Annotated in this window: 23 protein-coding genes and 1 tRNA gene; 12 read left to right on the top strand and 12 right to left on the bottom strand. The window is 65.1% G+C overall.

Annotation, left to right across the window (positions count from 1 at the left end):
- Positions 1 to 321: 321 nt before the first annotated feature.
- The 4 genes from G3N94_RS27740 to G3N94_RS27725 all read right to left on the bottom strand — a co-directional run bounded on the left by G3N94_RS27740 (position 322) and on the right by G3N94_RS27725 (position 3,285).
- Entirely contained in the window at positions 322 to 1,002 is a 681-nt protein-coding gene (locus G3N94_RS27740; protein WP_205795720.1) for a hypothetical protein, read from the bottom strand.
- A gap of 8 nt (positions 1,003 to 1,010) precedes the next feature.
- Complete coding sequence (locus tag G3N94_RS27735) at positions 1,011 to 1,913, bottom strand: glycine zipper family protein (RefSeq protein ID WP_205795719.1); 903 nt, start codon at positions 1,911 to 1,913, stop codon at positions 1,011 to 1,013.
- Positions 1,910 to 2,461: a PAAR domain-containing protein gene (locus G3N94_RS43035; RefSeq protein WP_205795718.1), complete on the bottom strand. Its 552-nt coding sequence runs from the start codon at positions 2,459 to 2,461 to the stop codon at positions 1,910 to 1,912. Before G3N94_RS43035 ends, G3N94_RS27735 begins: the two co-directional genes overlap by 4 nt.
- 737 nt (positions 2,462 to 3,198) lie before the next feature.
- Positions 3,199 to 3,285: transfer RNA gene (locus G3N94_RS27725), tRNA-Leu, on the bottom strand.
- A gap of 257 nt (positions 3,286 to 3,542) precedes the next feature.
- On the opposite strand from G3N94_RS27725, the gene hpnD reads away from it, so the two are divergent.
- Positions 3,543 to 4,376: a presqualene diphosphate synthase HpnD gene (gene hpnD, locus G3N94_RS27720; RefSeq protein WP_205795717.1), complete on the top strand. Its 834-nt coding sequence runs from the start codon at positions 3,543 to 3,545 to the stop codon at positions 4,374 to 4,376.
- 7 nt (positions 4,377 to 4,383) lie between these two features.
- Here hpnD and G3N94_RS27715 read toward each other — a convergent pair whose 3' ends face one another.
- From G3N94_RS27715 to G3N94_RS27705, 3 genes are all read right to left on the bottom strand, one after another.
- A complete protein-coding gene (locus tag G3N94_RS27715; protein ID WP_205795716.1) occupies positions 4,384 to 5,598 on the bottom strand; it encodes a DUF1501 domain-containing protein in 1,215 nt (404 codons plus the stop codon).
- 64 nt (positions 5,599 to 5,662) lie between these two features.
- Complete coding sequence (locus G3N94_RS27710; protein ID WP_205795715.1) at positions 5,663 to 7,144, bottom strand: DUF1800 domain-containing protein; 1,482 nt, start codon at positions 7,142 to 7,144, stop codon at positions 5,663 to 5,665.
- 110 nt (positions 7,145 to 7,254) lie between these two features.
- Complete coding sequence (locus G3N94_RS27705; protein WP_205795714.1) at positions 7,255 to 7,533, bottom strand: hypothetical protein; 279 nt, start codon at positions 7,531 to 7,533, stop codon at positions 7,255 to 7,257.
- A gap of 268 nt (positions 7,534 to 7,801) precedes the next feature.
- On the opposite strand from G3N94_RS27705, the gene ompR reads away from it, so the two are divergent.
- The 4 genes from ompR to G3N94_RS27685 all read left to right on the top strand — a co-directional run bounded on the left by ompR (position 7,802) and on the right by G3N94_RS27685 (position 11,269).
- A complete protein-coding gene (gene ompR, locus G3N94_RS27700; RefSeq protein WP_004199523.1) occupies positions 7,802 to 8,527 on the top strand; it encodes a two-component system response regulator OmpR in 726 nt (241 codons plus the stop codon).
- Between the two features lie 40 nt (positions 8,528 to 8,567).
- Positions 8,568 to 9,926 carry an ATP-binding protein gene (locus G3N94_RS27695; protein ID WP_205795713.1) on the top strand — a complete coding sequence of 453 codons (1,359 nt, stop codon included), beginning with the start codon at positions 8,568 to 8,570 and terminating at the stop codon, positions 9,924 to 9,926.
- A 190-nt stretch (positions 9,927 to 10,116) separates the two neighbouring features.
- Positions 10,117 to 10,665, top strand: a complete 549-nt coding sequence (locus G3N94_RS27690; protein WP_124602946.1) for a peroxiredoxin — start codon at positions 10,117 to 10,119, stop codon at positions 10,663 to 10,665.
- 76 nt (positions 10,666 to 10,741) lie between these two features.
- On the top strand, positions 10,742 to 11,269 hold the full coding sequence (locus G3N94_RS27685) for a carboxymuconolactone decarboxylase family protein (protein ID WP_205795712.1): 528 nt from the start codon (positions 10,742 to 10,744) through the stop codon (positions 11,267 to 11,269).
- 155 nt (positions 11,270 to 11,424) lie between these two features.
- Here the strand turns inward: G3N94_RS27685 and ispF are convergent, their stop codons facing one another.
- The gene (ispF, locus tag G3N94_RS27680; protein ID WP_205795711.1) at positions 11,425 to 11,910 is read right to left on the bottom strand and encodes a 2-C-methyl-D-erythritol 2,4-cyclodiphosphate synthase; all 486 of its coding nucleotides are present in this window, start codon (positions 11,908 to 11,910) and stop codon (positions 11,425 to 11,427) included.
- Positions 11,911 to 11,947: 37 nt separating this feature from the next.
- Positions 11,948 to 12,649, bottom strand: coding sequence for a 2-C-methyl-D-erythritol 4-phosphate cytidylyltransferase (ispD, locus tag G3N94_RS27675; protein ID WP_205795710.1), 702 nt, complete (start codon positions 12,647 to 12,649; stop codon positions 11,948 to 11,950).
- A 107-nt stretch (positions 12,650 to 12,756) separates the two neighbouring features.
- On the opposite strand from ispD, the gene mfd reads away from it, so the two are divergent.
- The 3 genes from mfd (at position 12,757) to G3N94_RS27660 (ending at position 18,736) form a co-directional block, all read left to right on the top strand.
- Positions 12,757 to 16,233: a transcription-repair coupling factor gene (mfd, locus tag G3N94_RS27670; RefSeq protein WP_205795709.1), complete on the top strand. Its 3,477-nt coding sequence runs from the start codon at positions 12,757 to 12,759 to the stop codon at positions 16,231 to 16,233.
- A gap of 205 nt (positions 16,234 to 16,438) precedes the next feature.
- Complete coding sequence (gene argE, locus G3N94_RS27665) at positions 16,439 to 17,659, top strand: acetylornithine deacetylase (RefSeq protein ID WP_205795708.1); 1,221 nt, start codon at positions 16,439 to 16,441, stop codon at positions 17,657 to 17,659.
- A 60-nt stretch (positions 17,660 to 17,719) separates the two neighbouring features.
- The gene (locus tag G3N94_RS27660) at positions 17,720 to 18,736 is read left to right on the top strand and encodes a threonine/serine dehydratase (protein WP_205795707.1); all 1,017 of its coding nucleotides are present in this window, start codon (positions 17,720 to 17,722) and stop codon (positions 18,734 to 18,736) included.
- A 475-nt stretch (positions 18,737 to 19,211) separates the two neighbouring features.
- Here G3N94_RS27660 and G3N94_RS27655 read toward each other — a convergent pair whose 3' ends face one another.
- Together G3N94_RS27655 and G3N94_RS27650 are read right to left on the bottom strand one after the other, a co-directional pair.
- The gene (locus tag G3N94_RS27655; protein WP_205795706.1) at positions 19,212 to 21,737 is read right to left on the bottom strand and encodes a penicillin-binding protein 1A; all 2,526 of its coding nucleotides are present in this window, start codon (positions 21,735 to 21,737) and stop codon (positions 19,212 to 19,214) included.
- A 150-nt stretch (positions 21,738 to 21,887) separates the two neighbouring features.
- Positions 21,888 to 22,058, bottom strand: coding sequence for a hypothetical protein (locus G3N94_RS27650; RefSeq protein ID WP_205795705.1), 171 nt, complete (start codon positions 22,056 to 22,058; stop codon positions 21,888 to 21,890).
- Between the two features lie 145 nt (positions 22,059 to 22,203).
- On the opposite strand from G3N94_RS27650, the gene G3N94_RS27645 reads away from it, so the two are divergent.
- The 4 genes from G3N94_RS27645 (at position 22,204) to G3N94_RS27630 (ending at position 25,592) form a co-directional block, all read left to right on the top strand.
- The gene (locus G3N94_RS27645; RefSeq protein WP_205795704.1) at positions 22,204 to 22,884 is read left to right on the top strand and encodes a PspA/IM30 family protein; all 681 of its coding nucleotides are present in this window, start codon (positions 22,204 to 22,206) and stop codon (positions 22,882 to 22,884) included.
- A 79-nt stretch (positions 22,885 to 22,963) separates the two neighbouring features.
- Entirely contained in the window at positions 22,964 to 24,124 is a 1,161-nt protein-coding gene (locus tag G3N94_RS27640) for a tetratricopeptide repeat protein (RefSeq protein WP_205795703.1), read from the top strand.
- A 254-nt stretch (positions 24,125 to 24,378) separates the two neighbouring features.
- Positions 24,379 to 24,810 (top strand): large conductance mechanosensitive channel protein MscL, encoded by a 432-nt coding sequence (mscL, locus tag G3N94_RS27635; protein WP_124602935.1) that lies wholly within the window; start codon positions 24,379 to 24,381, stop codon positions 24,808 to 24,810.
- A 335-nt stretch (positions 24,811 to 25,145) separates the two neighbouring features.
- On the top strand, positions 25,146 to 25,592 hold the full coding sequence (locus tag G3N94_RS27630) for a hypothetical protein (protein WP_185732415.1): 447 nt from the start codon (positions 25,146 to 25,148) through the stop codon (positions 25,590 to 25,592).
- 87 nt (positions 25,593 to 25,679) lie between these two features.
- On the opposite strand, the gene G3N94_RS27625 is transcribed toward G3N94_RS27630, so the two are convergent.
- The coding region (locus G3N94_RS27625) for an NAD(P)-dependent oxidoreductase (protein WP_205795702.1) at positions 25,680 to 26,213 on the bottom strand (534 nt) is incomplete at its 5' end.

Raw genomic sequence — 26,213 nt, 5'->3', positions numbered from 1 at the left:
GAGATAGTTTCGTCCCCAAATGCGCCTGCAGGACGAGGCCTAAGATGACAGGAAATGTACTGATGGCATCAAAAGCCCGGAAGCCAAAAAAGCCTTGACTATTTTCTCCTCATAGAAGGCAACTGCTGGTCAAACTGCAGGTCACGGCACCGCTTCCGTCTTGCGATCACAGCGCGTGACAAGGCAAACACATCGCTTGACACGGAAAGTCATACCAGCGTGTCGCCATCACCCGAGCCAGTCTACGCAGGTTCAACAAAGACGCTAGACATGAAAAACCGCTTCCTCACGACAAGCCAAAGCGAAACCGGAGCGATGCATTCAGTCATCTTCAACTTCCCGATATTTCGGGTCTCGCATTCTCATCAGGAAAACCCAATCATCCCAATCCTTATCTGAGATATAGGACTTGGTTTTCTCTCGCCAGTCAGCAACATACTTCGCTTGCTCCTCCAGACTCAGCTTATCCCAGAATCGATCCCAGACATAATTAAACCAATAATCCGGATCACCTTGTCTTTCTATTGAACTGCTGGGACCAAGTTCGTACCAAACAATCCAAGGAGGGGGAGGACGAAAATCGCAATTCGCTATTGACTTCAATAGCTCAATATCATTGGTTAGTATACGGGCTGTTTTTCCAGAGAACCTGTCTTCAGTCGCAAATATTGCCCTATACGTCAGCCCGCCAGATTTTCTCTCGAAGCTCCTAACGGCAACCTCCTCCCTTCCCTCCTTGATTAAATTCACCAGCAAGGGAAATTGCTCGACCAAAACCTCTTCGGTATGAACAATGGCATTCACACCAATTTCGACAAGAATCATATCTTGAGGATCCTGGTAATCAGCATCCTTGAGATTGTATTCGCCTACAGGAAACCATTCTCTCAGCGTCTTGATATCCTCAGAAAAAACCCTCTCAACCGTCTTGACTTGATCTTTGCGATATCTCTTCTCCATATTTTCAGGATTGGAGGGGGAGAACCTTGAGAAAAAAGACACATTACCTCCTAGTTGTTCGGTATTTGATCAGCTACGGCACTGCCACACATATAGCCAATGGCGCCGAATACGATGCCACCAATCAGCCCCGTAATGATTGTGCCCGGCCCGGTCTCAATGCCGACCAGAGCACCAGCAGCAGCCCCCATCTTCGCACCAGCTACCGCACCACCCCAACCGCCGATCTGCCGCACAACCTCTTTCTCAATAGGTCGAACGCTTTTCGTCTCGAATGATTGGTTCGCTGCCACTTCCAAATCGCAAGCAGTGAAGCCAATGCCGATTACTTGGACCACACGAGCATACTTCACGATACCGAGAGATATCTTTAAACCACTTTGGCTAAATATCCCAGAAGGCGGAACAGAAGGATGAGGCTGAACCAATATTTCCCTGTCTATATTCATTACCTTCTGCTTGATATGTTCAGCCTCGCGTCGCGCCTTGGAATTCAAGTTTACTTTATATTCATCAATAGCGCGAACAATCTCTTCAGTAGTAACAAGCTTCGCGCCAGCCCTTTTTGCCTTAGCGATATCAACATAGACAGCCTTGCCATTCATGCGAAGCGTACCATCAGGATAAGTGCCACTCGTAGAGGCATAAGAGGTTATTTTCTCGTATTCCAAGACATGCTCAGCAACACTTACCTTTGACTCCGGACCACCTCTACCCCACAAGCCTTCTTTCTCAGGATAGACCTCACGAAGATTGCCTATCGGCGTCAAATTCATTTTTAGAAGATGGGGATCTTCAAGGCTTGTGTAGCAACGGCGAACAAGGAAGCCGTCTTTTCCAGGTTCATCGACCACTACAAACACGAACATGCGCGCAGGCATGAGATGCCCAAGCACGTCATATTGCGAACCCTTCGTGTCGTTTGTCGGAGTCTTGTAGAGGAACTCGGTCATGCATTCCACCGTTCCACGGCTTTATAACCAATAGCAATATCAAGGTTTTGCGCGTCAGACGTATAGACCCGAGGACAATAACCGTCCTCATCAGTCACGCCTTTATGAATCGCACCCGCGTCAGTTTTGATATGGAACGGCTCGCCCGCCACGGGATGCCCATTTTCATCAAGCACCCGCACCCGTTCGTCAAAATTACTCACCGGGTCCGGCGTCAGCGGAAGACCGGTTGCGGCAAAGCCTTGCTCGGCAAGATGATGGCTCTCAAACGTCTGAAACATCGTGCTTTGGGAGGCAATCATGGTCGGAGGCGGATAGCACCGGCAAGAGCATACATCGCCTTCAAGAGCCACTTCTTTGCCCATCAATGAATACGGTAACCGCGGACCTTTGGGAACGATTTGCCCCATCGATTTGCACGAAGGACACGCCACTCGAGCACCGAGATAGGTCAGTTCACCGCCGTGATGCGTGCATGTGGGTATCCCATCAATGACCGTCCCGCCCGCCGAGGACTTGTCACCCACTTTCAGACAGTTGCGCTGCATAACACCCTACCGACAGAGTGAAAAACACAGACACAGATCACAAGACACCCAATACCGCAACACGCCTGAGGAATTTTTGCAATTATCTCGAAAACCTCAGGTATTCACACATCTCAAAAATAACCGCATACACGGGGCATTCCTCTTGCTCCGCTCTTCTGTTATTTATTTCCAAGCCTACCGACCGCTTAATTGACGTTCATCGCGAGCTTTTAGCTGATATTTGATTGACTTTTGCCCCCTTGAAGATGAACTTCTTGCCATTCTTTAAGACATTAATCCAGCTTTTCCAATGTGGCTACGAAATAGCACGCCATCTCGACGACAGAAGCCTGGATTTTGTCCGAACCGTCGATGAGTTGAAAAGGCAGCTTCTTGGCGGAAGAGATGTTATAGATATGCTTCTTGCTCAGGCGCAGAAGACTCGCAGCATCGTCCACATCGATGCAAGAATTTGCTCGGGAACATCGTTTGGAGGATAGTGGCGCCAGGACCTGACCCAGGTGCGTCTACCAATTTCGCTCCCACCCTCGCGGAACCGAAACCATTAGCACGACAGAGCCGCACTTAGTCCCCCAAAGTCCCGTGCCCCCCATCCCAAACGTGTTTTCGGTGCCGGTGATCGTCGCGGTCGCGATCCGCAGCTTTTGGGATTAGCCGCGCAGAAAAAGAAAAAGCGCTGCGGTCAACCGACCGGCAGCGCTTCTTCGGAGACGGGCCGCGGGCTCGTGTCCATTTGGTGCGTGAGGCCGGACTCGAACCGGCACACCCTTGCGGGCGTCAGGACCTAAACCTGGTGCGTCTACCAATTTCGCCACTCACGCGCATGCTCTGTCGCCTGACCGCACGGCGAGCATCGAGTGCTTGCGCCGCGCGCCCGGGACTTCATGCCGGCATCGAAACCGGCTCAGCCCGATCAGGCGAGCGCGAGATTCTACCCGATCTGCGACGCGTTGTCTCCATCGGCAGGCGGCATTCACGCTCCGATGCTAGAATTCCGCGCTTGATATTCCCCGCTTGATGCTTCCGGCGGTGCGCAACCGCGCGTCCCCGATACCGCCTCCCCGACCCGATTGCCCACGTGAATTTCGACGACTACTGTCAGCAGAAAGCCGCCCCCGCCGGCTCCAGCGTCTACTACGCGTTGCGGCAGGCGCCGTTCGGCGTCCAGCCGCGCCTCACGGCCCTCTTCGCGCTGCGCCGCGAACTCGAGGAAACCGTCAAGGAAACCAGCGACCCGACCGTCGGCCACACCAAGCTCGCGTGGTGGCACAAGGAACTCGCTGCGCTCGCGGCCGGCGAGCCGTCGCATCCGGTGACCAAGGCGCTCGCGCAGCATCATCCGTCGATCGCGGCCGAACACGACGCGCTGCGCGCGCTCGTCGGCGGCTACGGCATGGATCTCGAACAGGCGCGCTACCTCGATTTCGCGAACCTGCAGCGCTATATCACGCTGGTCGGCGGCGGCTTCGCGTCGCTCGTCGCGCGCGCAAGCGCCGCGCGCCCGTCCGAGCCGCAGCCGTGGGCCGAGCCCGTCGGCCACGCGCTGATGCTCGCGCAGTTCGTTCAGGAACTCGGCAACGATGCGCGGCATGGCCGCATCTATCTGCCGATCGACGAACTGCAGCGCTACAACGTGACGGCCGCGGACCTGCTGAACCGGCGCTACAGCCCTGCCTTCACCGAACTGCTGCAATTCCAGACTGCACGGGCCCGCGACGCACTCACGGGCGCCGAAGCCGCGATCCCCGCCGCCGAGCGCCGTACGCAGCGCACGCTGCGCGCGCAGCTTGCGCTTGCGCGCGCGCTGCTCGACGAGATCGAACGCGACGGCTACCAGGTCCTGCACCAGCGCATCGCGCTGACGCCGATCCGCAACCTGTGGATCGCGTGGCGCGCCGTGCGCCGGCGCTGACGCGCGGCTACGCCTTCACCAACGGCAGCGGCTCGAAGCGCTGCTGCAGCACGCGCGTCGCATCGAGCCCCCACCAGGACCCCAGCACGGTCGCATAGAGCTGACGGAAATCGACCGCGACCGGCAGATTGCCATTGCCGTCGAGCTGCCCGAGCGCGGGCGGCGCCCCGTACAGCCCGCCCGCGACGCGCCCGCCCATCACGAAATGCGGCGCGGCCGTGCCGTGATCGGTGCCGTTGCTCTGGTTCTCGCGCACGCGCCGCCCGAACTCCGCATACGTCATCACGAGCGTTTCGTTCCACCGTCCAAGCTCGATCAACGCGCCGCGCATCGCGCTCATCCCTTCGGCGAACTGCTTGAGCAACGCCGCCTGCTGTCCCGGCTGGTTCTGGTGCGTGTCGAAGCCGTTGAGCGTGAGCCGCAGCACCGCCACGCCGTCCTGCGCACCGGGCCCCGACGCGTCGCACGCAGCGAGCACCTGCATCGCGGTCTTCACCGCGGTGCCAAACGCGCCCGCCGGAAACGCCGTCCGGAATTCGCGCATGCCGCCGCGCGGACGCAGCCGGTCCGCCGCTTTCACAATGTCGTTCTCGACTTCGATGATGTGCGCGAGCGCCGGGTTCTGCTCGCGCAGCGACACGGGCTCCGCGAGCCGCGCGGCACGGATGAACTGCGCCGGATTGACGAGCGCGATGGCGCGCGCACCGTTCGCGAGCGGCCCCATCTCGGCGCTGCCAAGGACGACGCCGTCCGCCGCGAAGCCGGCCGGCACCGGCGCCTGCGCGAACGTGCGCGTGAGCCAGCCTTCGCGCAGGTACTGATCCGAGCGCGATGCGGTGTCCCAGATCTCGATCGAGCGGAAGTGCGACAGGTTCGGCTGCGGATAGCCGACGCCCTGCACGATCGCGACCTGCCGGTCGTGCCACAGCGGCAGCAGCGGCGCGAGCGACGGATGCAGCCCCGTACGTTCGTCGAGCTGCAGCACCTGGTCGCGCTTGATGCCGATGCTGCGCCGGAATTGGTAATACTGCTGATCCGCATACGGCACCACGGTATTGAGGCCGTCGTTGCCGCCCTTCAGCTCGACGAGGATCAGCACGTTCGAATAGCCTGCCCTCGCCTTCGGCGCGGCGAGCGTGGCCGCGAGCGCGCCCGGCTGCCACAGCGACACGCCCGCCGTCGCGGCGGCGCCCGTGAGCGCGAGGAAATCACGTCGTTTCATCGTGCATCCTTTGCCGGCCGCGTCGCGTGCATGCGGCGCCGGCGACTCGTGTTCGGGTTCATGTTCATTTCAATTGATAGGCGGGATCCATCAGCAGCGCCTCCAGATATGCGCTACCGGTCGATCCGGTGTCGATCGCCGCGACGGGCGGCACCGCCAGCACCGCATGCTGCAGCTGCAGTTCGGTCGACAGGCCCGCGATCGCCTGCGGCCGCGCGCGATATTGCGCGAGCCAGCGCTCGAGATCGAAGCGCAAGCCGCCGCGCCCGGGCTTCGCCGACGCCGCGGCGGGACTGCCGTTGCTGGCCGCCATCATCCCGCGGGGATTTCCGCTCGCCGCCACCGGACGCATGCCGGCCGTCTCGGTCGCCCGGAACAACTGCTCGACGAACTGCTTGCGCGCAAGCAGCGTCGAGCTGTTGATCCACGTCGGGCCGCCCGGCCAGCCCTTCACGTTCGGCGGGTAGAACAGGTTCTGCCCGAGCGTGCGTACGGTGTTCGCGAGCATCTGCGGATCGCCGTAGCCGACGTCGAACAGCCGCACCGAGCCGACGACGAATTCGGCCGGCGACTTGACGAGCACGCCGCGATTGCGCGGATCCCAGAACGCATCCGTCGACCACAACGCGCCGAGTGCCGCGCGAATCTGGTAGCCGCTTGCGCGAAAGTGGCCGGCAACCGTGTCGAGTGCGTCGGCGTCCGGCGTGTCCGACACGAATTCGCGCCACAGTTTCGTCGCGATGAAGCGCGCGGTTTCCGGACGTTTCAGCAGGACGTCGAGAAATCCGTCACCGTCGAACGGGCCCGTTTCGCCGAGGATCGTCTTGTCGCCGGTATCGTGCCATTCCGGGCGCACGACGAAGCGCAGCGTGTCGGGATCGATCGTCCAGCCGGTCATCGCGCGCGCGGCTTCCGTCACGTCGTGCTGCGTGTAGTGTCCTTCGCCGAGCGTGAACAGCTCCATCACCTCGCGCGCGAAATTCTCGTTCGGGCGACCCTTGCGATTGCTCGCGCCGTCCAGATACTGCAGCATCGCCGGATCCCGCGCGACCGCATGCAGCAGCGCGCCGAAGTTGCCGAGCGCCTCGCTGCGCAGCAGCACGTTCTGCGCGAACATCGTCTGCGGGTACGGCACCTTGTCCTGACCCGACGTGAAGTGGCCGTGCCAGAACAGCGTCATGCGCTCGGTGAGCGGCGACGGCGTCACGACCATCTCGTTGACCCACGCAGCGCGTAACGCCTCGTAATGCAGATTGCGCGTGCGCTGCTCGTCGCGCTTCTGGTCAGGTGTCAGCGCCTGCCGTTGGGCGCGCGTCGGCGGCAGTTCCGCGAGCCAGTCGGGCCAGCTCGTCGCGGGCTCGCGCCGGGCGTTGCCGAGCGCGTCGGCCACCGCCTGCGCGCGCGTCATGCCGACGAGCCGCGCGACGTCGGCGGGCGCAGGCGTAAAGCCGGTGCGGCTCAGGAAAAACAGTGCATCGTCCACGTCGAGCGGCATCTGCATCGCAGGCGATGGCGCCCGCGCAGCGGCGGTGTTCGTTTCACTCATCGTCGTCGGCTCCCGAAGCGCGCAATGCGCGCATGTGCCGATTCAACGGCATCCGGCAGTCGCAAGTTGACTGCAAAATTGCTACGGATTTTTTCGGCGTGGCGCGCGGGTCAGCGCTTGTACAGTTCGCGGACCGCGTCTTCGATGTGCTGGCGCAGCAGGTGGCGCTCCTCGGGCGTCATGTGCCCGTCGCGGCGGTGCTGCTCGAGATCGGGAGGCACGGCGGAGCGGGTGGCGGAGTCGGCACCGCGGTCGGCTGGCGGCGTCTTGCCTCGCGGCAGCTTGCGCGATGGAGCGCCCGGCTCGGCGCGTTGCGCATACGCGAAGTTCGACGCATACGGACCGGCGAGCGCGATCGTCAACATCAGTGCAATCCGGGCAGATCGCATGACCGTCCTCGCTTCTTTGGTCGATTTGTTCCCTTCGTCACGCGGCAACCGGCTACCTCTGGTACTTGAAAAACCCTGCGGAAATCGGGTGTGCAAACCATGAAAGATTAAGTGCAGGGGAGTATCTACCGAATTTCGGCTTCGAGTAAAGGAATCTCTATAGCGTGCCTTTACTCAACGCCACACCACGGGTAAATTTTGTAACTGACTGTAACGCGTCAAATTACCCGGCCGCGCGCCATTTCCCATTCGCGATAAGATGCCGTTCATGGAAACGAAAAACCCCTCCAAGATTCTCGTCGTCGACGACGACCCGCGCCTGCGCGACCTGCTGCGCCGCTACCTCGGCGAGCAGGGCTTCAACGTGTACGTCGCGGAAAACGCGACCGCGATGAACAAGCTCTGGGTGCGCGAGCGGTTCGACCTGCTCGTGCTCGACCTGATGCTGCCGGGCGAAGACGGCCTGTCGATCTGCCGCCGCCTGCGCGGCAGCAACGACCGCACGCCGATCATCATGCTGACGGCCAAGGGCGAGGACGTCGACCGCATCGTCGGTCTCGAGATGGGTGCCGACGATTACCTGCCGAAGCCGTTCAATCCGCGCGAGCTCGTCGCGCGCATCCACGCGGTGCTGCGCCGCCAGGCGCCGGCCGAACTGCCGGGTGCGCCGTCGGAAACGACCGAGGTGTTCGAGTTCGGCGAATTCTCGCTGAATCTCGCGACCCGCACGCTGACGAAGTCCGGCCAGGAAATTCCGCTGACGACCGGCGAATTCTCGGTGCTGAAGGTGTTCGCACGCCATCCGCGCCAGCCGCTGTCGCGCGAAAAGCTGATGGAGCTCGCGCGCGGCCGCGAATACGAAGTGTTCGACCGCAGCCTCGATGTGCAGATCTCGCGCCTGCGCAAGCTGATCGAACCGGATCCGGGCAGCCCGCGGTTCATCCAGACCGTCTGGGGCCTCGGCTACGTGTTCATCCCGGACGGCGCGGCCTGACCCTCCCCTCCTCCGGTTTCGCCCGTCTACGGCCCGTCCCATGCGTATCGACCGGCGCCTTCTGCAGCTCGCCTTCGGCGGGCTGTTCTGGCGCACCTTCCTGCTGATCGCGCTGCTGATCTCGGTCAGTCTCGCCGCGTGGTTCCAGAGCTTTCGCGTGATCGAGCGCGAGCCGCGCGCGCAGCGCGTCGCGCTCCAGCTCGTCGCGATCGTGAAGCTCACGCGCACCGCACTGCTCTATTCCGATCCCGACCTGCGCCGCGCGCTGCTGCAGGATCTCGAGAGCAACGAAGGCGTGCGCGTGTATCCGCGCGAAAAGACCGACAAATTCAAGCTGCAGCCCGACGAATCGCTGAACCGGCTGATCGAGCACGACATCCGCAGCCGCCTCGGCGACGATACGGTGATCGCGCAATCGGTCAACGACATCCCCGGCGTGTGGATCAGCTTCAAGATCGACGACGACGATTACTGGGTCGCGCTCGACCGCGACCAGCTCGACACCGTCACGGGCCTGCAGTGGGCCGGCTGGGGCCTGTTCGCACTCGCGCTGTCGCTGTTCGGCTCGGCATTCATCACGAGCCTCGTGAACCGGCCGTTCTCGCACCTCGCGCTCGCCGCGCGCCAGCTCGGCTCGGGCCAGGCACCCGAACCGCTGCCGGAGCGCGGGATGGGCGTCGCCGCCGAGACGAACCGCAGCTTCAACCAGATGGTGCGCGACCTCGAACAGCTCGAAGCCGACCGCGCGCTGATGCTTGCGGGCATCTCGCACGACCTGCGCACGCCGCTCGCGCGGCTGCGCCTCGAAACCGAGATGAGCCCGTCCGACCAGGCGACCAAGGACGCGATGGTCGACGACATCGAGCAGATGGATCGCATCATCGCCGCGTTCATCGACTACGCGCGGCCGACGCAGCGCAAGCCCGAGCCGATCGACCTGTCGACGATCGTGCAGGAAGTCGCCGCGCGCGTCGCGGGCGAGGACGGCGTGCAGATCCATACCCGGCTCGCACCCGCCGCCGTCATCGAGGCCGACGAAACCGACATGCGGCGCGTGATCGGCAATCTCGTCGAGAACGCGCGCAAGTACGGCCAGAGCCGGCAGGACGGCGTCGCGCGCATCACGCTCGAAACGCGCGTGTCGCACGCGCGCGTCGAGCTGTCGGTCAGCGACGAAGGCCCCGGCATCCCCGAGGATCAGCTCCCGCTCGTAATGCGGCCGTTCTACCGCGTCGACACCGCCCGGACCAAGGCGGACGGCACGGGCCTCGGGATGGCGATCGTGCAGCGCCTCGTCGGCCGCTATCGCGGCGCGTTGCGCCTGCGCAACCGCAGCCCGGAACCCGGGCTCGAAGTCACGCTCGAATTCCCCGGCGGCAAGGCACGTGCGGCCGCATGACGCGCGCACGCAGGTGTGCCGCGCGTCACACTATCGCGGCGGTTGAAAAAATCTATCGGCGCCGTTAGTCAAAATCTATTGATGCTGCGCGTCAATAGTGTTAAGATTCGACCCATGCTGTCACATCAACGTTGCAGCACCGAGGTAGCTTGACTCAAGTCTTCTTCCCAACTCACACAGGAGTAACCGCATGAAAACCGTCGGCGATAAACTCGAAGCGTTCACCGTTGGTGCTGCGAAGCCCGGCTTCAACCACCACGAAGAAAACGGCCAGTCGGCTTTCGAGACGATCACCGAAGCGTCGTTCCCGGGCAAGTGGAAGATCATCTACTTCTACCCGAAGGACTTCACGTTCGTGTGCCCGACGGAAATCGTCGAGTTCGCGAAGCTGGCGAAGCAGTTCGAAGAGCGCGACGCGATCCTGCTCGGCGGCAGCTCGGACAACGAATTCGTGAAGCTCGCATGGCGCCGTGAGCACAAGGACCTCGACAAGCTGAACCACTACGCGTTCGGCGACGTCAAGGGCGAGCTGATCGACCAGCTCGGCGTGCGCGACAAGGAAGCCGGCGTGGCCCTGCGCGCGACGTTCATCGTCGATCCGGACAACACGATCCAGCACGTTTCGGTGAACAACCTGAACGTCGGCCGTAGCCCGGAAGAAGTCCTGCGCATTCTGGACGGCCTGCAAACGGACGAACTGTGCCCGTGCAACCGTGCAGTCGGCGGCGCAACGCTGTAAGCGCATCGATGCACGAAGCCCGCGGCGCACGTCTTGCCTGCGGGCTTTTTTAACGGCCAACCCATAGGAGATATCAATGGAATTCATCGACTCGATTAAGGCGCGCATTCCCGACTACGCGAAGGACATCCGCCTGAACCTCGACGGTACGATCTCGCGCTCGTCGCTCGAAGGCACCGATGCGGTCGGCGTTGCGCTCGCCGCGTCGATCGCGGCGAAGAGCACGGTGCTCGTGAAGACGATTCGCGAAGCCGGCGTGCTGTCGCCCGAAGAGACGAACGCCGTGCTGACGGCGGCCGCGCTGATGGGGATGAACAACACCTGGTATCCGTATGTCGAGATGGCCGACGACGCCGACCTGAAGACCCAGCGCGCCGAGCTGCGGATGGGTGCGTATGCGACGCATGGCGGCGTCGAGAAGCGCAAGTTCGAGATGTACGCGCTCGCCGCGTCGATCGTCGGCAAATGCCACTTCTGCGTGAAGTCGCACTACGCGCTGCTGAAGAACGAACAAGGGATGACCGTCACGCAGCTGCGCGACGTCGGCCGCATCGCGTCGGTGATCAACGCCGCCGCGCAGGTGATCGCCGCCGAAGGCGAGTGAGCATCGCCGCGCGCGCCGCACGGCGCGCGCAACCAGCAAAAACGCCACGCAGGCCTGCCTCGCGTGGCGTTTTTCATTGCTGCAAGCGTTGGTGCGGCGCGGCGCAAACCGGACGGACGCAAACCGGACGCCAACCACCGCCCGGTCACAGCCCGTCAGTCGCCCTGCTTCACCAGCAGCGCGGCGGCCTGCGCCTCGATACCTTCACCACGGCCCAGATAGCCGAGCTTCTCGTTGGTCTTCGCCTTCACGTTCACGCGCTCGAGCGGCAGCCCGAGATCCTCGGCGAGGTTCGCGCGCATCCCGTCGATATGCGGCGCGAGCTTCGGCGCCTGTGCGATCACGGTGCTGTCGACGTTCTGGATCGTGAAGCCCGCGGCCTTCACGCGCGCGACGCATTCGCGCAGCAGCACGCGGCTGTCGGCGCCCTTGAACGCGGCATCCGTATCGGAGAAATGCCGGCCGATGTCGCCGAGCGCCGCCGCGCCGAACAGCGCGTCGGTGATCGCGTGCAGCAGCACGTCCGCGTCCGAGTGGCCGAGCAGGCCGCGCTCGTACGGAATCGTCACGCCGCCGATGATGAGGGGGCGCCCCGGGACGAGCTGGTGCACGTCGTAGCCTTGTCCGATTCTGAAATCCATGCGTATTCCGATTGAGATTGAGTGTGGGTCAGGACGATTACGGCGCGCGCGCGAGGATCGCTTCCGCGAGCGCGAAATCTTCCGGATACGTGACCTTGAAGTTGCGCAGGCTGCCCTGCACGACGCGCGGCGTATGGCCGGCCCATTCGATCGCGCTCGCCTCGTCGGTCAGGTCGTGCCCTTCCCGCTGCGCCTGCAGGATCGCTTCGCGCAGCATGCCGATGCGGAACATCTGCGGGGTCTGGGCCTGCCACAGCGCGTCGCGCGACTCGGTGCGCGCGATCGCGTCGCCGCCGGCCGGCACGCGCTTCAGCGTATCGGCCACCGGCAGCGCGACGATGCCGCCGACCGGATCGTCCTTCAGCGCCGCGACCAGCGTGCGGATCAGCTGCGGCGTGATGCCGGGGCGCGCGGCGTCGTGCACGAGCACCCAGTCGCGGTCGGTCGCGCCGAATTCGGTCAGCCCGAGCAGCCCGTTCAGTACCGACGCCTGCCGCGACGCGCCGCCGCAGCGGCGCACCGCGAAGCGCAGGCCCGCGAAGCGGCGCGCGTCGAAATGCGTGTCGTCCGGCGCGAGGACGACGAGCGTCCGCGTGAATTCGCTGCACGCGTCGAACGCGGCGAGCGTGTAATGCAGGAGCGCGCGGCCCGCGACCGTGCGGTATTGCTTCGGCACGGCCGAGCCGGAGCGGCTGCCCGTGCCGGCGCAGGGAATCAGGGCGAAGAGTCGGGGAGTCACGAAGGGAAACGCCGAAAAGATGAAATCAGGAAGCGGATTTTATAATAGGTCTTTCGTCTCGACCGGCGCACTGCAATGCGCCTGCGCACGCCACCTCTGCCGTCCCTATGCCAGACAACGCTTCCAACCCGTCCGCCTCGCCCGTCGCGCGCGTCAAGCCCGGCCAGCGCTTTGCCTTCGACGGCACGCACGGCTCCGCCGACGCGCTCGCCATCGCCCGCTACCTCGCCGCGAATCGCGACGACGTGCCGCTCCTCGCGGTGATCTGCGCGAACGCGGTCGACGCGCAGCGCCTCGCGCAGGAAATCGGCTATTTCTCCCCCAACGCGCGCGTGCGCCTGCTGCCGGACTGGGAAACGCTGCCGTACGACACGTTCTCGCCGCACCAGGACCTCGTGTCCGAGCGTCTCGCGACGCTGCACGACCTCGGCGAGGGCCGCTGCGACATCCTGCTCGTGCCCGCGACCACCGCGCTGTACCGGATGCCGCCCGCGTCGTTCATGGCCGCCTACACGTTCGCGTTCGCGCAGGGCGAGCGGCTCGATGAGGCGAAGCTGAAGGCACAGCTGACGCTCGCCGGCTACGAGCACGTGAGCCAGGTCGTGCGGCCCGGCGAATATTGCGTGCGCGGCTCGCTGATCGACCTGTACCCGATGGGCTCGCCGCTGCCGTACCGGATCGACCTGTTCGACGACCAGGTCGACTCGATCCGCGCGTTCGACCCCGACACGCAGCGCAGCCTCTATCCGGTGCGCGACGTGCGGCTGCTGCCGGGCCGCGAGTTTCCGTTCGACGAAGCTGCGCGCACCGCGTTCCGCAGCCGCTGGCGCGAGACCTTCGAAGGCGACCCGAGCCGCGCGCCGATCTACAAGGACATCGGCAACGGCGTGCCGTCGGCCGGCATCGAGTACTACCTGCCGCTGTTCTTCGACGAAACGGCGACGCTGTTCCACTACCTGCCGCAGGATTCGCATCTCGTGTTCACGGGCGACCTCGACGCGTCGATCCGCCGCTTCACCGCCGACACGAAGCAGCGCCACGCGTTCCTCGCGCACGACCGCGAGCGGCCGATCCTCGAGCCGCAGCGCCTGTTCCTGTCCGACGAGGATTTCTTCGCGTTCGCGAAGCCGTTCGCGCGCGTCGTGCTGCCCGCGCAGCCGGCAGGCGGCTGGGCGACCGGCCTGCCCGAGCTCACCGTCGACCGCCATGCCGACGACCCGCTCGCCGCGCTGCGCACGTTCGTCGAATCGTCAGGCAAGCGCGTGCTGCTGACCGTAGAATCGGCCGGCCGCCGCGAGACGATCCTGCAACTGCTCGCCGAGCACCATCTGCGGCCCGCGTCCAACGACCACTTCGCCGGCTGGCTCGCGAGCGACGAACGCTTCGCGCTCGGCGTCGCGCCGCTGTCGAGCGGCTTCGCAGTGCCGGGCGAAGGCTACGCGATCATCACCGAGACCGAGCTGTACGGCGCGCTCGGCCGCCGCGCGGGGCGCCGCCGCCAGGAACAGGCGAGCAACGTCGACGCGATGGTGCGCGATCTGTCGGAGCTGAAGGTCGGCGACCCGGTCGTCCACGCGCAGCACGGCATCGGCCGCTACATGGGCCTCGTGTCGATGGATCTCGGCGAAGGCGAGACCGAGTTCCTGCATCTCGAATACTCAGGCGAAAGCAAGCTCTACGTGCCCGTCGCGCAGTTGCACGTGATCTCGCGCTACAGCGGCGCCGATCCGGACAGCGCGCCGCTGCACGCGCTCGGCTCGGGCCAATGGGAGCGCGCGAAGCGCAAGGCCGCGCAGCAGATCCGCGATACGGCCGCCGAGCTGCTGAACCTGTACGCGCGCCGCGCGGCCCGCGAAGGCCACGCGTTCGCGCTCGAGCCGCGCGACTACGTGAAGTTCGCAGAGAGTTTCGGCTTCGAGGAGACGCCCGACCAGGCCGCGGCGATCGCGGCCGTGATCGGCGACATGACGAGCGGCAAGCCGATGGACCGCCTCGTGTGCGGCGACGTCGGCTTCGGCAAGACCGAGGTCGCGCTGCGCGCCGCGTTCATCGCGGTGATGGGTGGCAAGCAGGTCGCGCTGCTGTCGCCGACCACGCTGCTCGCCGAGCAGCACACGCAGACCTTCGCCGACCGCTTCGCGGACTGGCCGGTGCGGATCGTCGAGCTGTCGCGCTTCAAGACTGCGAAGGAAGTCAACGCGGCGATCGCGCAGATCAACGAAGGCAGCGTCGACATCGTAATCGGCACGCACAAGCTGCTATCGTCGGACGTGCAGTTCAAGCGGCTCGGCCTCGTGATCATCGACGAGGAGCACCGCTTCGGCGTGCGCCAGAAGGAAGCGCTGAAGGCGCTGCGCGCGGAAGTCGACGTGCTGACGCTGACCGCGACGCCGATTCCGCGCACGCTCGGGATGGCGCTCGAAGGGCTGCGCGACTTCTCGGTGATCGCGACGGCACCGCAGAAGCGGCTCGCGATCAAGACCTTCGTGCGCCGCGAGGAAGAAAGCGTGATCCGCGAGGCGATGCTGCGCGAGCTGAAGCGCGGCGGCCAGGTGTACTTCCTGCACAACGAGGTCGAGACGATCGAGAACCGCAAGGCGATGCTCGAGGAGCTGGTGCCCGAGGCACGCATCGCGATCGCGCACGGCCAGATGCACGAGCGCGAGCTCGAGCGCGTGATGCGCGACTTCGTCGCGCAGCGCGCGAACGTGCTGCTGTGCACGACGATCATCGAGACCGGCATCGACGTGCCGAGCGCGAACACGATCATCATGCACCGCTCGGACAAGTTCGGCCTCGCGCAGCTGCACCAGCTGCGCGGCCGCGTCGGCCGCTCGCACCACCAGGCCTATGCGTACCTGCTCGTGCACGATCCGCAGGCGCTCACCAAGCAGGCGCAGCGCCGGCTGGAAGCGATCCAGCAGATGGAAGAGCTCGGTTCGGGCTTCTACCTCGCGATGCATGACCTCGAGATCCGCGGCACCGGCGAGGTGCTCGGCGACAAGCAGTCGGGCGAGATCCACGAGATCGGCTTCCAGCTGTACACGGACATGCTGAACGACGCGGTGAAGGCGCTGAAGAACGGCAAGGAGCCCGACCTCACCGCCCCGCTCGCCGCAACGACCGAGATCAACCTGCACGCGCCCGCGATCCTGCCGGCCGACTACTGCACCGACGTGCAGGAGCGGCTGTCGCTGTACAAGCGGCTCGCGAACTGCGAGCACGGCGACGCGATCGACGGGATCCAGGAAGAACTGATCGACCGCTTCGGCAAGCTGCCGCCGCAGGCGCATGCGCTGGTCGAGACGCACCGCCTGCGGCTCGCGGCGAAACCGCTCGGCATCGTGAAGATCGACGCGAGCGAAGCGGCGATCGGGCTGCAGTTCGAGCCGAATCCGCCGATCGACCCGATGCGCATCATCGAAATGGTGCAGAAGCATCGGCACATCAAGCTCGCGGGCCAGGACCGGCTGCGGATCGAAACGCGTTCGCCGGATCTCGCGATCCGCGTATCGACGATCAAGGAGACGCTGCGCGCGCTCGGTCATTCGCCCCGGCAAGGCGCAGCCGCCGCGTCGCGTTGATGTCGGGTCGACGTCGCATTCACGTCGCGTTAATGTCGCGATAGCGTCGCATTGATGTCGCGCCGACATCGCGTCGACGTCGCATTGACGGATTCGACGCCGCAACGAGAAGGCACGCGGTGATGCTGCACCGCACTGCGGCCCGCGAGAGCGGGCCGCACCGTTTTTGAGTATGATTTTCCCATTCATCAGACGGAGTTCAGCCATGTCCACACTCGACGCGACCGCGCCGTCCGCCACCGCTCAAAACGACGCATCGCTCGTCAGCCTGCCCTGGATCACGCAACTGGTGTCGATGGACACGACGAGCCGCGTGCCGAACCTCGGCCTGATCGAAACAGTGCGCGACGCGCTCGCCGCGAAGGGCATCACGTCGACGCTCACGCACGATCCGCGCGGCGGCTGGGCGAACCTGTTCGCGACCGTGCCCGCGCACGACGGCACGACCAACGGCGGCATCGTGCTGTCCGGGCATACCGACGTCGTGCCCGTCGACGGCCAGCAGTGGGACAGCGACCCGTTCCGGCCGGAAATCCGTGACGGCCGCCTGTATGGCCGCGGCACCTGCGACATGAAGGGCTTCATCGGCGCGGCGCTCGCACTGCTGCCCGACATGCAGGCGACGAAGCTCGCGAAGCCGATCCATTTCGCGCTGTCGTACGACGAGGAAATCGGCTGCGCGGGCGCGCCGCTGATGATCGAGGATCTCGTCAGGCGTGGCGTGCAGCCGTCCGGCTGCATCGTCGGCGAGCCGACCAGCATGCGGCCGATCATCGCGCACAAGGGCATCAACGCGTACCGGTGCTGCGTGCGCGGCCATGCGGCGCATTCGTCGCTGACGCCCAAGGGGCTGAACGCGATCGAATACGCGGCGCGCCTCATCTGCCATATCCGCGACATCGCGGACCGCTTCCGTGCCGAAGGCCCGTTCGACGAGCTTTACGACGTGCCGTTCTCGACCGCGCAGACGAGCACGATCCAGGGCGGCAACGCAATCAACACGGTGCCGGCCGAATGCCGTTTCGATTTCGAGTTCCGCAACCTGCCGACGCTCGACCCCGAGCAGATCTACGCGCGCATCGAAGCGTATGCGCGGGAAACGCTGCTGCCGCAGATGCGCCGCGAGCATCCGAACGCCGCAATCGAGTTCTCGAAGATCGCCGCGGCGCCGGGCCTCGACGCGACCGAACAGGCGGCGATCACGCAGCTCGTACGCGCGCTGACGGCCGACCAGGACAAGCGCAAGGTCGCATACGGCACCGAGGCCGGCCTGTTCGCACGCGCGGGCATCCCGAGCGTCGTGTGCGGGCCCGGCAACATCGAGCAGGCGCACAAGCCGAACGAATATGTCGAACTCGCGCAGCTGGCCGAATGCGAGCAGTTCCTGCGGAAGTTCATCCGCAGCATGTCGGTCGACGCGCACTGACCGTTCCCCGCCACGCCGGCCTGCGTGTGCGGGCCGGTTCACTCCCCCACACGCCAGGCCATGTCGACTCCACAACAGGGCACCGCCCACACGATCGACGGCGAGCCGATCCCGACGCTCGACGAAATCGCCGCGCAGCATTTCGCGCTGTCGCCGTGGGTCGCGCGCACGCCCGTGTTCGAGCGCGCCGACCTGCCTTCGCTCGAAGGCACCCACATCAACTTCAAGTTCGAGCTGCTGCAGGTGAGCGGCAGCTTCAAGGCGCGCGGCGCGTTCACGCATCTGCTTGCGCTCGACGAGGCGCGCAAGAGCGCCGGCGTCACCTGCGTGTCGGCCGGCAACCATGCGGCCGCGGTCGCGTTCGCCGCGATGCGGCTCGGCAGTAGCGCGAAGGTCGTGATGTTCCAGACCGCGAGCCCGACGCGCATCGCGCAATGCAAGCAGTACCGCGCGGAGGTCGTGCTGGCCGGCAGCGCTTCGCAGGCGTTCGACCTCGTGCGCCGCATCGAGGCCGAGGAAGGCCGCTTCTTCATCCATCCGTTCAACGGCTATCACACGATACTCGGCACCGCGACGCTCGGCTACGAATGGGCGACACAGACGCCCGACCTCGACGCGGTGATCGTGCCGATCGGCGGCGGCGGGCTCGCGGCCGGCGTGTCGACCGCGCTGCGGCTCGCGAACCCGCGCGTGCGCGTGTACGGCGTCGAGCCGGAAGGCGCCGACGCGATGAGCCGCAGCTTCGCGGCCAACCATACGGTCAAGATGACCGCGATGCACACGATCGCCGATTCGCTGATGGCGCCGCACACCGAGGAATACAGCTATCAGCTGTGCCGGCGCCACATCGAGCGCATCGTCACCGTGTCCGACGATGCGCTGCGCGCGGCGATGCTGTTCCTGTTCTCGTACCTGAAGCTCGCGGTCGAGCCGGCCTGCGCGGCCGCGATGGCCGCACTGCTCGGGCCGCTGCGCGAAACGCTGCAGGGCAAGCGGGTCGGCGTGCTGCTGTCGGGCACGAACACCGATCCGGCCACGCTCGGCATGCACCTCGCGCACGCGAAGCTGCAGCGCTGATGCACACCCGGTTATCCACGGTTCGTGTTGAAGAGCCTGTTGAAAAGTTTCTGGAAACTGCGCCAACCCGTTGATCGGATTCGACTTTCCCGCTGCGATGCCGATTGCGGCAACGGCCGGGTCGCACGGGCCACGGACCCTCGGGTTATCCCCAATTCCTGTTGACAGAATTGTGGAGAACTTTCCAACAAGCCAGACAAACCCTTGTTTTTATTGAACAAAACTCAACCACCCCCGGTTGCATCGCAGATTGGGCAGCGCCTGCCTTTGCCGCAAGTTATCCACAGTTTCTGTTGACAGGCATGTTGATAAGGGCGGGATCAGCACGCCAAGTCGTTGATGCGAAAGGATTCGTTCTGCCCGCACACATCGCGGGCCCTCGCACGGTGGCGCCATCTGCATAAAAAAACGGCGGCCGCATCACGCGGCCGCCGTTCGTCGTTGTGCCGGGCGCAATCGCGCCCGCGCTCACCGATCAGGGCTTGCTGGTCTCGAACATGTCCATGATCTGCTGCTTCTCCTGCGCCGTCACGGGCGGCGGCGTGAGGCCCGCCGCGCCGGCCGAGCCGAGCGCATCGTTCGCGCTGATCGCGTTCGCGGCCGGGTTGATGTCGACGCTTGCAACGAAGCCCTCGCCCGGCGTGCGATCCGCGTAATACAGCTCGCCGTCGACCGTCGTCAGCCCGTCGGGCATCGGCATCGGCTGATCGGGCACGCCGTTGAGCGCGGTGCGCATGTAGTTCACCCAGATCGGCAACGCGAGCTGCGCGCCGAATTCGCGGCTGCCGAGGCTCTTCGGCTGGTCGAAGCCCATCCATGCGACCGCGACGAGCGACTGTTGGTAACCCGCGAACCAGCCGTCCTTCGCGTCGTTCGTCGTACCCGTCTTGCCCTGCAGGTCGCTGCGGCCCAGCGCATTGGTGCCCGCGCCGGTGCCGGCCGTCGCGACCGTGTGCAGCAGGCTGTTCATCACGTACGCATTGCGGCCTTCGATCGTGCGCGGCGCGGTGTTGCCCGCGAGCACCGGCTGCGCCTTCTGCAGCGGCTGGCCGTGCGCATCGTCGACCTCGGCGATCAGGTACGGATCGACCTTGTAGCCGCCGTTCGCGAACACCGCATAGCCGGTCGCAAGCTGGAGCGGCGTCACGAGGCCCGCGCCGAGCGCCATTGGCAGGTACGGCGGCGTCTTCGCCGGATCGAAGCCGAAGCGCTGCGTCACGTACTCCTGCGCGTACTGCGTGCCGATCGACGCGAGAATGCGGATCGACACGAGGTTCTTCGAGCGCTGCAGGCCCGTGCGCATCGACATCGGGCCGTCCGGCTGGTCGTCGTCCTTCGGCTCCCACGCGGTGCCGCCCGGCACGCTCGGCGGGAAGTACAGCGGCGCGTCGTTGATGATCGTCGCCGGCCCGAGGCCCTTGTCGAGCGACGCCGAGTAGATGAACGGCTTGAACGACGAGCCCGGCTGGCGCCACGCCTGCGTCACGTGGTTGAACTTGCTCTTGTTGAAGTCGAAACCGCCGACGAGCGAACGGATCGCGCCATCCTGCGGTGCGATCGCGACGAGCGCGCCCTCGACCTGCGGCAGTTGCACGATCTGCCAGCCGGCCTTGGTGTCCTTCATCACGCGCACGATCGCGCCCGGCTTGATGCGCAGCGCGTTGTTCGCGCGCGCGCCGAGCGCCGCGGCGACGAAGCGCAGCCCGCCCGGGCCGATCGTCGTCGTCGCACCGCCGACGAACTGCACGTCGACCGCGTTCGGCGACGCGGACAGCACGACCGCCGACTGCAGGTCGCCGTTGTCCGGGTGATCGGCGAGCGCGTCGTCGATCGCCTCGTCGCGGTCGTCGCCGGCCGCCGGCAGCGTGATGAAGCCCTCCGGCCCGCGATAGCCGTGGCGGCGCTCGTAGTCGAGAATGCCGCGGCGCACGGCCTGGTAGGCCGCTTCCTGGTCGGCCGCGTTGATCGTCGTCGTGACGGTCAGGCCGCGCGTGTAGGTCTCGTCCTTGTACTGCTGGTACATCATCTGCCGCACCATCTCGGCAACGTACTCGCCGTGCACCGCGTACTGGTTGCCGGGCGTGCGCACGTGGATCTCTTCCTTGACCGCCTGATCGTATTGCGGCTGCGTGATGTAGCCGATCTCGAGCATCCGCTTCAGGATGTATTCCTGGCGCACCTTCGCGCGCTTCGGATTGACGACCGGGTTATACGCGGACGGCGCCTTCGGCAGGCCCGCGAGCATCGCGGCTTCCGCGAGCGTGATGTCCTTCAAGTCCTTGCCGAAATACACGCGCGCGGCCGCGGCGAAACCGTACGAGCGCTGGCCGAGGTAGATCTGGTTCATGTACAGCTCGAGGATCTGGTCCTTCGTCAGTGCGCGCTCGATCTTGTACGCGAGCAGCATCTCGTAGATCTTGCGCGTGTAGGTCTTCTCGCTCGACAGGAAGAAGTTGCGCGCGACCTGCATCGTGATCGTGCTCGCGCCCTGCCGCGCGCCGCCGTGCATCAGGTCCGCGACGCCCGCGCGCAGGATGCCGAGGAAGTCGACGCCGCCGTGCTCGTAGAAGCGGTAGTCCTCGATCGCGAGCACCGCCTTCTTCATCACGTCGGGAATCTCCTGGAAGCGCACGAGGCTGCGGCGCTCCTCGCCGAACTCGCCGATCAGCACGTGATCGGCCGAGTAGACGCGCAGCGGCACCTTCGGCTGGTAGTTCGTCAGCGCGTCGAGCGACGGCAGCTGCGGCGCCATCACGACGAGCGCGTAGCCGACGATCAGCGCACCGACGATCGCCAGCGTGATGAACAGGCCCACGAACCACAGCGCGACACGCGAACCGAACGAGCGGCGCCCCCGGCCGCCATCGCCGCCATCGCGCGGTGCGCGGTGTGCGTCGCGGTCGTCGTCATCGGTGTAATAGGCTCCCGACGGCGAACGGCGCAGCGTGTAATGGGGTTCGTTCCGCGGTGAAGAAGAAGACGGTCGTTTGATAATTGGCATGTCGGAATGTCGGACGCGCGTGGCGCCCACGGGCGCATGCGGAATGCAAGCGGATGAATCAGAGATGGGTGCTTCGTGGCTACTGTCACGTCGACAGACCCCGTCGCGCGGCGATCCGTTCCCGCGACGTGACAGCGCATTTTAATGAAATCAACCGATCGGCTTCGCGATTTTTTGTAAAAATTCCCTCACCCGCTGTCTTGGCGCGACTTTTTGTCCGCCTGCACGGCCTATCATGAACTCGAAACGCGGCATGCGTATTACGCGCAAGCTTTCAATGGCGAAAGACTGGGCGCGATGCGCGCGCAGCTGCGCGGTCACGCGTTTTCGCTGCGCTTGATATCGCGGGTTTAAGCCGTATTTAAGTGAACCGGTGGTGTAATATCCGCCGGCACTGGCGGACCGGAACCGGCCCCGCTACAGGCCATGCCGCGCCACGCGGCGCCTTTCAAACACGGAGGATTTCATGTCGCTTTTCGACTCTGTTTCGCGCACGATCAAAGGCCTGCTGAACGATGCGGCCGATTCGGTGCAGGATCCGTCGCGCGATGCACGCCAGATCGTGCGGGAGCTCGACGACAGCATCAGCCGCGCCGAAAACTCGCTGATCGAGATCGAGGCGCAAGTCGCGACCCAGCGCAGCAAGCGCGATGCGGCCGACGACAAGGCGAAGAAGTACGAAGACGGCGCGAAGCGCGCGCTGCAGGCCGGCGACGAAGCGCTCGCGCGCGAGGCGCTCGGCGCGCAGGCGAACGCGGAAAGCGAACGCAACGCACTCGCGGGCGAACTCGCGACGCTCGAGCCGTCGGTCGACAAGCTGAAGGGGCAGATCGCCGACATGCGCCAGCGCCGCAACGACCTGAACGCGCGCTCGAACATCCTGCAGGCGAAGCAGGAAATCGCGCAGGCGAAGGACGTCGCGGCCACCGCGCTCGGCGGCATCGGCGGCAAGAACCTGTCCGAAGATTTCCAGAAGCTCGAGGACAAGGTCGCACTGCAGAACGCGCGTTCGGACGCCCGCCTCAATTCGGCCGACACGTCGAGCGGCAAGGCGCTCGACGACAAGCTCGACGCGCTGAACAAGGGCCCGTCGGTCGAAGACCGGCTCGCCGCGCTGAAGAAGCAGCTCGACACGCCCGCGCAGTAACCGGCATGCGCCGCCGCCCTGCCCGGGCGCGCGGCGCACACCGATCGCAAGGAGACGGGCGCACGCGCCCGGTTCGACCATGAAGAAATCCCTCGCCGCTCTCGGCTTCTCGCTGATGATGCTGTCGTCTGCCGCGTTTGCGGTGCCGTCGCTGCAGCAGGTCGAGCAGTCGATCGCACAGCGCAACTGGCAGCAGGCCGACACGCAGCTGTCGCAAGTCATCGACGCCCATCCGAACAACGCGCACGCGCACTACCTGTATGCACAGGTACTCGATCGCGAAGGCCGCTCGGCCGACGCGCTCGCGCAGTTGCAACGTGCAAAGACACTTGATCCGCAGCTTCGCTTCACCGATCCATCCCGCTTCGCGCAGACGGAAGCGCGCATCCGCGCGGACGCCGGGCGCGTGACCAACGTACAGCCAGGCACCGGAACCGGCACGCTGCAGTCGTCGCTCGCGCCGGCCGTGCCGCCCGCTGAAAAGCACGGCCCGTCTGTCGGCATGTGGATCGGCCTCGGCCTGATCGTCGCGGTGATCGCGCTGGTGCTGCGCTGGACGCTGCGGCGCGCGCGCTCGACCGACGACCGCCGCACCGAAGACGAACGCCGCGCGCAGCTGAAGCGCGCGACCGACGTGCTGAACGACGTCCGCCCGCTGAAGCTCGATGCGCGGCTGTCGACAGCGCCCGGCGCCGCTGCGCTCACGAGCGAGATCGAAGCGATCGAAACCGATGCGCGCGAACTCGTCGAAGCGTTGTCGAACGGCAAGAATCCGGTGCCGCCGTACCGCGTCGAGGAACTCGAGAAGCGCCACGCGAGCGTGAAGGCGCGCGTCGAAGGCCGGCCCGATCCGGCCGCTCAGTCCACCGCAACCGCCGCACCCGCCGGCGGCTCCGTGTTCGCGCAGGAAGCCGATCGCGTGACGGGCGCGCAGGGTCAGCCGTATCCGCCGCAATATCCGCCACAACAGCAGCCGCCCGTCGTGATCCAGCAAGGCGGCGGCTTCGGCGGCGGCATGGGTGGCCTGCTGACCGGCGTGCTGCTCGGCGAGGCGATGTCGGGCGGTCGTGAGCGCGTGGTCGAACGCGACGTGATCGTCGACGGCGAGCGCCACCGGCGCGACGCCGATCCGGGCATCGATCTCGGCCGCGGCGACAACTCGAACTGGGACGATGGCAGCAGCGGCGGCGGCGGCGTCGATGTCGGCAGCAACGACGACGACTGGACCGACAACACCTGAGCAGCACGCTCCGGGGCGTCGACGCGCGACGTCCGACACCCCGGACGCTATCCTCCTGAACTGAATCGTTCGCATTCCCGACCGCGTTCGCGGCACGGAGTGGCGTGGCGCCCATTTGTCAATCATTTCAAGATGGGCTATCGGCAATGGGGTGCGTTCGCTATCATGCGGCCATCGGCGTGCCACCGACCCTCAATTCGACGCGATCGCGTCGCGGCACGCCTCCGTTTGCCCCAACCAGGAGAAAGCCGCTCATGAGCATCATCAAGGAATTCAAGGAGTTCGCCGTCAAGGGCAACGTGATGGATCTCGCCGTCGGCGTGATCATCGGCGGCGCATTCTCGAAGATCGTCGATTCGATCGTGAAGGATCTGATCATGCCGGTCATCGGTGTCCTGACGGGCGGCCTCGACTTCTCGAACAAATTCGTCCAGCTCGGCACGATCCCGCCGTCGTTCAAGGGTAATCCCGACTCGTTCAAGGATCTGCAGGCCGCCGGAGTTGCCGTGTTCGGCTACGGTTCGTTCATCACCGTGCTGATCAACTTCATCATCCTCGCGTTCATCATTTTCCTGATGGTGAAATTCATCAACAAGCTGCGCAAGCCCGCGGAAGCCGCGCCGGCCGCGACGCCGGAAGACACCGTGCTGCTGCGCGAGATCCGCGATTCGCTGAAGCAGCGCTGAGCGCCAGCCCGCCGGAACCGACCAGCCCGCCCTCGCGCGGGCTTTTTCATGTCCGCACGGTCCGGGGCGCCGCGCGATGCGCATCGCATTTTTTTGTGACGAGCGAATGCACGCGCCCGCGAAGCGGGTCTATGATGGAGACTAAATGACAGTGCAGGCGCCAGGCGCTGACTGTGTCGATCGTGGCGAGCGGGTCGATCGGAGACATCGATCGTCGCCCCGCACGAAGGTTGCATTTTCGTGTGCTATAAAGGATCGACATGCGGCGCGCATAGCCGGGAGTGGGTCGCATGAAAGTGCCGCATTTCTTGCAATTGTTTTTGAGGCGAGTGTTTATGTCCTTCCCGAAAAAACGTCGACGCGCGCAGCAGGATGGCCAGGAATCGTTCCTCGCGGTATTGCGCCACTCGAAACCGTTCGCCCAGCTTGATACCAAGATCGCGCGCGCTCGCGCGCAGGACGAGCCGGTACTGTACGCGCATGTGCTTCCCGGCCTGGACGTGCTCCTGTGCAGCGTGCGCGGCGCGCAGCCGCCGTATCCGGCGATCGCCGAATTGCGAAAACGCTGCATCGAGTCGATCGCCAACGCGCTCGAGCAGCCGCTCGACGGTCTCGAAAACGGTGGCTACTGGTACGAAGCGAACGGCTTCGGCTTCCTCGTGTTCGCGAGCCGCGCCCGTGCGCGCATCCTGCCCGAATTTGGTGCGGGCACCAAAGCGTCGGTGCGCAGCGGGCTCGGACGGCAGAACGCCGGCGACACGACACCGCGCTCGCTCGGCTGATTCGACGCCGACCATCGATGGGCCGCCCGAGCGCGGCCCATCTGCCATTCACGCATTCCGTTCGTTGCAGCGACGCCCACGCCGCCATCAGGCCTGACGGCGTCCGTTCCCCGGCCGGACGATGTCGATGAACGCGGCGAAATCCGCGTCGGCGAGCCCTTGCGCAGCGCCAAGCCGCAGCACCTGCTGCACGGTCGCCGACACCGGCATCACCGCGCCCGTGTCGCGCGCCGCGTCGGCAATTGCATCGACGTCCTTCTGAAACGTACTGAGCGCGCCGATCGGCGGATGACCACCCGACGTCATGCGCGGCACGAACGTCTGCAGCAGCACCGAGTCGGCCCAGCCGCCGACGAGTGCCTGCGCGAGACGCGCGGCATCGATGCCGCTCGCCTCTGCAAGGCCGACCGCCTCCGCAATCGCCGTGACCGTCGCGGTGACGATCGCCTGGTTGCACAGTTTTGCGGTCTGGCCAGCGCCCGCGTCGCCCATGTGCGTGATGCGCGCCGCATACGTGTCGATCAGCGGGCGGACCGTGTCGAGATCCGCCGCGCGGCCGCCAGCCATCACCGCGAGCGTGCCGGCCTGCGCGCCGGGCACGCCGCCCGACACGGGCGCATC

The sequence above is a fragment of the Burkholderia sp. Ac-20353 genome, assembly GCF_017104785.1.
In the GTDB taxonomy this organism is placed as follows: domain Bacteria; phylum Pseudomonadota; class Gammaproteobacteria; order Burkholderiales; family Burkholderiaceae; genus Burkholderia.
The sequence above is the reverse complement of the archived record's forward strand: the minus strand, read 5'-3'. Positions and strand labels throughout refer to the sequence as shown.

Excerpts from the sequence above, each read along its gene's own strand:
- G3N94_RS27735 (WP_205795719.1), bottom strand. The coding sequence starts at position 1,913 with ATGACCGAGTTCCTCTACAAGACTCCGACAAACGACACGAAGGGTTCG.
- G3N94_RS43035 (WP_205795718.1), bottom strand. The coding sequence starts at position 2,461 with ATGCAGCGCAACTGTCTGAAAGTGGGTGACAAGTCCTCGGCGGGCGGG.
- G3N94_RS27715 (WP_205795716.1), bottom strand. The coding sequence starts at position 5,598 with ATGAAACGACGTGATTTCCTCGCGCTCACGGGCGCCGCCGCGACGGCG.
- G3N94_RS27710 (WP_205795715.1), bottom strand. The coding sequence starts at position 7,144 with ATGAGTGAAACGAACACCGCCGCTGCGCGGGCGCCATCGCCTGCGATG.
- G3N94_RS27705 (WP_205795714.1), bottom strand. The coding sequence starts at position 7,533 with ATGCGATCTGCCCGGATTGCACTGATGTTGACGATCGCGCTCGCCGGT.
- ompR (WP_004199523.1), top strand. The coding sequence starts at position 7,802 with ATGGAAACGAAAAACCCCTCCAAGATTCTCGTCGTCGACGACGACCCG.
- G3N94_RS27695 (WP_205795713.1), top strand. The coding sequence starts at position 8,568 with ATGCGTATCGACCGGCGCCTTCTGCAGCTCGCCTTCGGCGGGCTGTTC.
- G3N94_RS27690 (WP_124602946.1), top strand. The coding sequence starts at position 10,117 with ATGAAAACCGTCGGCGATAAACTCGAAGCGTTCACCGTTGGTGCTGCG.
- G3N94_RS27685 (WP_205795712.1), top strand. The coding sequence starts at position 10,742 with ATGGAATTCATCGACTCGATTAAGGCGCGCATTCCCGACTACGCGAAG.
- ispF (WP_205795711.1), bottom strand. The coding sequence starts at position 11,910 with ATGGATTTCAGAATCGGACAAGGCTACGACGTGCACCAGCTCGTCCCG.
- mfd (WP_205795709.1), top strand. The coding sequence starts at position 12,757 with ATGCCAGACAACGCTTCCAACCCGTCCGCCTCGCCCGTCGCGCGCGTC.
- argE (WP_205795708.1), top strand. The coding sequence starts at position 16,439 with ATGTCCACACTCGACGCGACCGCGCCGTCCGCCACCGCTCAAAACGAC.
- G3N94_RS27660 (WP_205795707.1), top strand. The coding sequence starts at position 17,720 with ATGTCGACTCCACAACAGGGCACCGCCCACACGATCGACGGCGAGCCG.
- G3N94_RS27655 (WP_205795706.1), bottom strand. The coding sequence starts at position 21,737 with ATGCCAATTATCAAACGACCGTCTTCTTCTTCACCGCGGAACGAACCC.
- G3N94_RS27645 (WP_205795704.1), top strand. The coding sequence starts at position 22,204 with ATGTCGCTTTTCGACTCTGTTTCGCGCACGATCAAAGGCCTGCTGAAC.
- G3N94_RS27640 (WP_205795703.1), top strand. The coding sequence starts at position 22,964 with ATGAAGAAATCCCTCGCCGCTCTCGGCTTCTCGCTGATGATGCTGTCG.
- mscL (WP_124602935.1), top strand. The coding sequence starts at position 24,379 with ATGAGCATCATCAAGGAATTCAAGGAGTTCGCCGTCAAGGGCAACGTG.
- G3N94_RS27630 (WP_185732415.1), top strand. The coding sequence starts at position 25,146 with ATGTCCTTCCCGAAAAAACGTCGACGCGCGCAGCAGGATGGCCAGGAA.